This is a genomic window from Gordonia sputi NBRC 100414, assembly GCF_000248055.1.
In the GTDB taxonomy this organism is placed as follows: Bacteria; Actinomycetota; Actinomycetes; order Mycobacteriales; family Mycobacteriaceae; genus Gordonia; species Gordonia sputi.
This window is the reverse complement of record NZ_BAFC01000039.1, coordinates 1-6,086: the sequence shown is the minus strand read 5'-3', so window position 1 is coordinate 6,086 and position 6,086 is coordinate 1. Positions and strand designations below refer to the sequence as shown.

The 6,086-nt window shown below is 60.9% G+C and carries 4 protein-coding genes and 1 pseudogene; all 5 read left to right on the top strand.

The features are described 5' to 3' along the window. Positions 1-1,150: pseudogene (locus tag GOSPT_RS05340) on the top strand (hypothetical protein); the annotation flags it as partial. After that, positions 1,147-3,285, top strand: coding sequence for a DEAD/DEAH box helicase family protein (locus tag GOSPT_RS05335; RefSeq protein ID WP_005203819.1), 2,139 nt, complete (start codon positions 1,147-1,149; stop codon positions 3,283-3,285). The pseudogene GOSPT_RS05340 and the gene GOSPT_RS05335, both read left to right, overlap by 4 nt. Positions 3,286-3,296: 11 nt before the next feature. After that, positions 3,297-3,482, top strand: a complete 186-nt coding sequence (locus GOSPT_RS05330) for a hypothetical protein (RefSeq protein ID WP_005203814.1) — start codon at positions 3,297-3,299, stop codon at positions 3,480-3,482. Next, a complete protein-coding gene (locus GOSPT_RS05325) occupies positions 3,479-5,536 on the top strand; it encodes an AAA family ATPase (protein WP_005203813.1) in 2,058 nt (685 codons plus the stop codon). The genes GOSPT_RS05330 and GOSPT_RS05325 overlap by 4 nt, the downstream gene beginning before the upstream one ends. Next, positions 5,533-6,003, top strand: coding sequence for a DNA phosphorothioation-associated protein 4 (locus GOSPT_RS05320; protein ID WP_005203811.1), 471 nt, complete (start codon positions 5,533-5,535; stop codon positions 6,001-6,003). Before GOSPT_RS05325 ends, GOSPT_RS05320 begins: the two co-directional genes overlap by 4 nt. The last annotated feature ends 83 nt before the right edge of the window (positions 6,004-6,086 follow it).

Genomic DNA, 6,086 nt, shown 5'->3' with positions numbered 1-6,086 from the left:
GACCGCCGCCGAGAGCATCACTCAGATGCTGCTCCAAGAACGTGCGGACAAGTACGGCGTCGTGCGGATCGACGAATTCGACCTTATCCAGAGTAGCAGCCCAGAGAAGCATGCGGAACTCACCGCGGCCTGGATCACCCACTGCGGCTACCTTGTCGACGGCAACTTCGTGCTGACCCGAACCTCCTCGGTGCGCGACTACGCCGCCGCCGTTCTGTCGATGGACGGGTCTCCACTCAGCACTCAAGAGATCGTCGACCGCTTCGTCTTCGAACGGAGCCCGCGCTCGCTCGGGAACGCACTGAGCGGTGACACCCGATTCGAGCGGGTTGATCGTGACCGCTGGGCCCTCAAAGAGTGGGGTCTCGACGCCTATGCAGGTATCAGGTCGGTCATCCGAGAGCAGGTGACTCGGAACGGAGGCCGGGTCAAGTTGACGGCCCTTGTCGAACACATCACAAGCCGGTACAGCGTCAGCGGGAGCAGCGTGGTGTCATACGCGGGCGCAGCTCCATTCGCGACGAAGGATGGGATCGTGCAACTCGCGACCGAGGACCGAGCCTCGCGTAAAGCACCGGAGCGCACACGCCGCTTGTTTCGCCGCGTCGACGGCTGGGCATATCGCGTGCGGATCAACAGCGATCATCTTCGCGGCAGCGGCTCTGTCGCACCGTTCGCTATCGCGACCGTGCTCGATATCCACGCCGGCGAGACTAAACACCTCGACAGTCGGCTTGGCCCGCAGTCGGTTGCCTGGACGGGACTTCAACCTCAGTTCGGCACGATCCGCCGCTTCCTCATCGCCGAGGACGTCGCCGCAGGTACCGAGGCGTTCCTCGTCCTGAACGACGACTCGACCTTCTCGTTCGAACTTGCGCGCAGCCTTATCGGCAACCCTCTAGCCGATGCACTCGCGCTGGCTGGAGCACCCGTCATCGACGACCGAGCAGACGCCCTTCTAGCATTAGCTCGAGCAATCAGGCTGCCCGACGACTCTCCCGTAACCAGTATCATTGGCGGGTACCGGGAACGGGGCGACGACGATATCGCCGAGCTTATCACGTCAGCGCTTGAGTATCTGGGAAGCTGTCACGCGCAGAACGATGTGGAACACCGGACCGACGTCGACGACATCCTGGATCTCCTATGACCAACGAGTCTCCCAGGGGCCTCCGATCGCTCGCATTGAGCGACAGGTACCGCAGTGATCACGAAGACGTCGTCAAGACATTCTTCGTGCCGGCTTTCACCGTCGCTTCGAGCTACAGCCGCGCAGTCGGCTACTTCACTTCTACTAGCCTTGCCCTCTATGCGCGAGGGATCGAAGCCTTCGCGGCCCGGGGAGGGTTGATGCGGCTCATCGCCTCGCCGCACCTCACCGAGGACGACGTAGTGGACATCGAGCGCGGGTACGACGTACGAGAGGTGTTGGGTCGCTCCGCGATGCGTGAGCTCGAGGAGGACCAGCCTGAGACGGTGCTCGACGGCCTTGGAATCCTCGGTCGCCTTATTGCCGATGGCCGGCTCGACATTAGGTTGGCGTTCGTGCAGCAGGAGGGTCGTATCGGGATCTACCACGAAAAGATTGGCGTGTTCCGCGACGACCTCGGCGACTTGGTTGGCTTCACCGGCAGCAGCAACGAGACCCTCGGCGGCCTCATGGCCAACTTTGAGTCAGTCGAGGTGTATCGGGGCTGGATCGCTGGAGACGGCACACGAGCAGTGCGACTCGAAGCCGATTTTCGGGCGCTGTGGTCCAACCAGACTCCGCACCTCTCCGTTGAGCGGTTCCCCGACGTGGCCCGGGAGCGACTGGTCAAGATCGGCAATGACCGGCCACACCGTGGCCTCCCAGGAACGGATAATGCACTGACGCCGGTACACGCCGAGATCAACGAGCCGTCGCGTCTCACCCTGCCCGTCTCACTTACTGTGCGCGACTACCAACGGGAGGCTGTCACCTCGTGGCTCAGTCAGCAGGGTCGCGGCATCCTTAAGATGGCCACTGGCACTGGCAAGACCAAGACCGCCATGATCGCTGCTACGCAGCTCGGCAACGTACTGCGTCAGCGAGAGCAGCCCCTAGTGCTTCTAATTGTTGCGCCGCTGACGCACCTAGTCGACCAGTGGATCACCGAGGTCGAATGCTTTGGGGTGCGGCCGATCGCGGTTTACGAAAGCAGCCAGAAGTGGTTGCCGCTCGTCGAGGAGCAGCTGTCCGCGGCTCGAATGGGTCAGCATCCTATCGTGGCGATGGTGGCGACAAATGCCTCCTTCTCCGGTGAGAAGTTTCAGTCTGTGCTGTCGCGGATCAACCTGCCGCTGCTAATCATCGGAGACGAAGCGCACAACCTCGGATCGGCCGCCTACCGGTCATCACTCCCGGAGAACGCCACCTACCGTCTGGCGCTTTCGGCAACACCCGAGCGATGGTTCGACGATGACGGAACCGACGCTCTGATCGACTACTTCGGACCGATTGCCTTCGAGCTGGGTCTCAGCAAGGCAATCGAGATGGGTGCACTCACGCGGTACGAGTACTTGCCTCGCGTTGTCGAGTTGAACGATGCCGAGGCCGCCTTGTACGTCGAACTGTCTGCGCAGATCGCGACCCGCATAGCGACCGGAGATAACCTCAAGGACGCTGATCCAAACTCCCCGCTCGGATTCCTCCTGCGTCAGCGCGCCGGGGTGCTAGGCCACGCCGAGGGCAAACTGGAGGCTCTTCGCACCGACCTCGAAGCTCGTCGCGATGACTGGTTCCAGCTCATCTACTGTGCAGAAGGCCGGCGACCCTCTCGGCCCGGTGAGGAATCCGGGCCGAAGCAGGTCGACGCGGTCATGAACCTCGTTGGCCATCAATTGCGCCTCTCAGCCCACACTTACGTATCCGAAACGCCGCGCTCCGAGCGCGCGGCCATCCTTCGGCGATTTGGGGCGGGGAACGATCTTCGGGCATTGGTTGCGATGCGCTGTCTGGATGAGGGCGTTGACATACCAGACGCCCGTACCGGATATCTATTGGCGAGCAGTAGCAACCCTCGGCAGTTTATCCAGCGCCGAGGTCGGCTGCTACGGCTAGCGCCGGGCAAGGAGCGCGCCACGATATTAGACTATCTGGCCGTCCCTCCAGCGGGGACAAGCATCAACTTCAATGTCGAACGGGCATTACTCGTTCGTGAACTCGAACGCGCAAACGAGTTTGGCAAGCTGTCCGAGAACTATGAGACAACACTTCAGCTGCTGCGGCCGCTCAAAGAGCGCTATCAGCTCATGGACATATAGAGGTCAAGATTATGAAGAGCCCGAAACAGGGAGAGGAAAGCGTGAGCCGCACTGAGAAGCAGGTACTCGAGGAGCTCAGTCATGAGCAGCGCGCTCTGCTTAAGCGAGTGCTGGAGATCGAACGCTCCAAACTTCACATCACTGCATATGACGCGACCGATGATCTGGTCGCGGCGGTTAAGGAGATCATCCCGTGAAGCTCCAATCGATCACGCTGACCAACTTCCGGCAGTTCGCGGGTACCCAGACGTTCGACTTGACCTCCGACAAGCTCAAGCCGGTCACTCTTCTGTTTGGCGCCAATGGTGCCGGCAAGACGACGCTGCTCAACGCATTCACCTGGGGTCTCTACGGCAACATGTCCGAGGACGTCGAGCAACAAGACCGCCTAGTGACGGATGGCGTTTGGCGAACCCTGCCCGTCGGCGACTCGGTCGAGGTCGCCGTCGAGGTACGTTTCGATCACGAGGGACAGGACTACCGATTGCTGCGGAGCGCAACCCTGCGCAAGGAGGCTGACGTTCAGGGGCCACCCTCAGCCACGCTCCAGCTTTGGACGACCAAAGCTGACGGTTCCTCCGAGGTCAGCGGTGCGCCTCAGGAGACCATCCTGAGCATCCTGCCGGTGGGCGTGAGCCGCTTCTTCTTCTTCAACGGTGAGCGCATCGAGAACTTAGTGAAGAAGGGCGCGTACGCCGAAGTTCAGAAGGATATCAAGGTGCTGCTCGACCTTGAGCAGGTAGAGCGAGCGATCGCTCACCTACCAAAGGTCAACCGCCGGCTGACCGATGATCTGAAGAAGCACGGCGGCGCAACGGCAGGTGCCATCCAAGACGCCATCGACGCTCTAACTGATCAGCAGGCCAAGGCGAGGGAAGGCTTGAAGGTTGTTGAGGCAAACCTGGCTGCGCTTGATGACGAGCGGAACCGTACCGAAGAACTTCTTAGACAGCATGCCGAGTCCGCCCCGATTCAGACCGAACGTGAAGCTGTCTCCCAAGAGTTGGCGGAGGCCCGAGCTGCGCGTGATGCTGCGCTGAGCGAGCGCAGCAAATTAGTAGCTACGCGCGGCTTTCAGGCGTTCACCAGCGCTCTCGGAGAGGCCACAGAGTCCATGGCCGAGTCGCTGTACAGGAAGGGCGCGCTCCCAGCGCCCCTGAAACGCGAGTTCGTCGACAAACTTCTGGAAGAAGGTGCCTGCATCTGTGGAACACCTCTCGCCGAGCACACAGAGTCGTGGGAGCACGTGAACGAGTGGCGCCAGCGGGCTGGTCTGCAGGCCGTCGAAACGGCCTGGCAGCGAGTCAGGGGCCAGATCGCGCCCCTGGCGGACGCCCGGGAGGGGCTCCATGACTCACTCGCCAACCTAATGAAACGCATCGATGTGGAGGTTGAGCGTGTGGCCCGGTTGGAGGCTCGCAAGTCGGAGTTGGACGGCAAGCTGAAGGACAATCGCTTGGAGGACGTGCAAAATCTCGAGGCCAAGCGCATGGATTTGGAGGACAGAGTCGCAGTCACGAACCAGCGTAAAGGCGCGATCGAAACCGAGCTGCTTACTGTGGCGAAGGAGATCGAGCAGAAAACCAAGGAGCGTTCGCGGGCGCAGGTTACTGACGAACTTGCCAACAAGGCGCGGTCGCGGTCTGACCTAGTGACGTCCGTCAAACGAGCCTTGGAGGAGATCCTCGCTATCCGAGAGGAAGACATGCGTCTTCGCCTTGACACCGAATTGAAGGCCGTATTCAAGAGCATCACACACCAGGCGCACGTGCCTACCCTCAGCGCAGGCTTTGAGCTAAGTCTGCATAAGAACGTTAACGGGGTCGATCTACCGGTCCCGAAGTCCACCGGCGAGAACCAAATCCTGAGCCTGAGCTTTGTGGCCGCGGTGTCGAAATTGGCCCGCGAGATCCGGCAGGAGAGACGTGCAGAAGGTCCCGGTGCCGACGACGCTGGAACCTTTCCGATCGTGATGGACGCAGCATTCGGATCCCTTGATCAGGATTACCAGGAGGCTGTGTCTCGTGCGCTTGCCCAACTGGCGCCACAGCTCGTTGTGCTCGTCAGCAAGAGCCAGGGCCTTGGGCGAGTCGTAACCGAGCTACTCCCCTACGTCAGTCACATCGGAGTCATCGAGACCCACACGACCGCTGCTGGGAATGTCACCGACGACATAGAGCTCGAAGGCATCTCGTACCCATACATCCGATCGGCCGAGACTGACCACTCTGAACTGAAGGTGATCAAATGAGCACGCCCTCAAGCGACGTTCGCGCTCGCCGACCCCAGCAGCACGATGCCCTGATGTTGGAACTCCAGTCCGAAGGCAAGTTCCCGGCGTACCGCGACATTTTGCTGTTTGCTGCAGCGGTCGGCTATCGGCAAGACCGCCGTGTGCCATTCGTTGCGACGTCGGGCGACGCGATCCGTAGTGACGTACTCACGGCGCCGGGCTTCAGCGATACTTTGATTAACATGATCGCCGCGAACGTGGTACATGACCCAGAGATCATGGACGACACCAGGATGGACGAGCGATTCAAGATATTCGAGGAGTACGCCAACGGCGGCCTGGAATATATCCAGGAGCAGGTGAACGTCCGGCACCGCCCGGCCGCTGTGGTAGTAATCGACCTAGTGACGGAAGCACTCGCCGACGATAGCGCCGCTAAGCCGGTCTCGGTTGCTGATCTTCTCGGTGGCGTCACTTGGGGGTAGCGACCGGTACGCTGGATCAATCTCCCAAGAGTTGGAGGCCCTTCGCCTGACTTGGCGGATCTACGCCAGCCCGCGAGACCTTG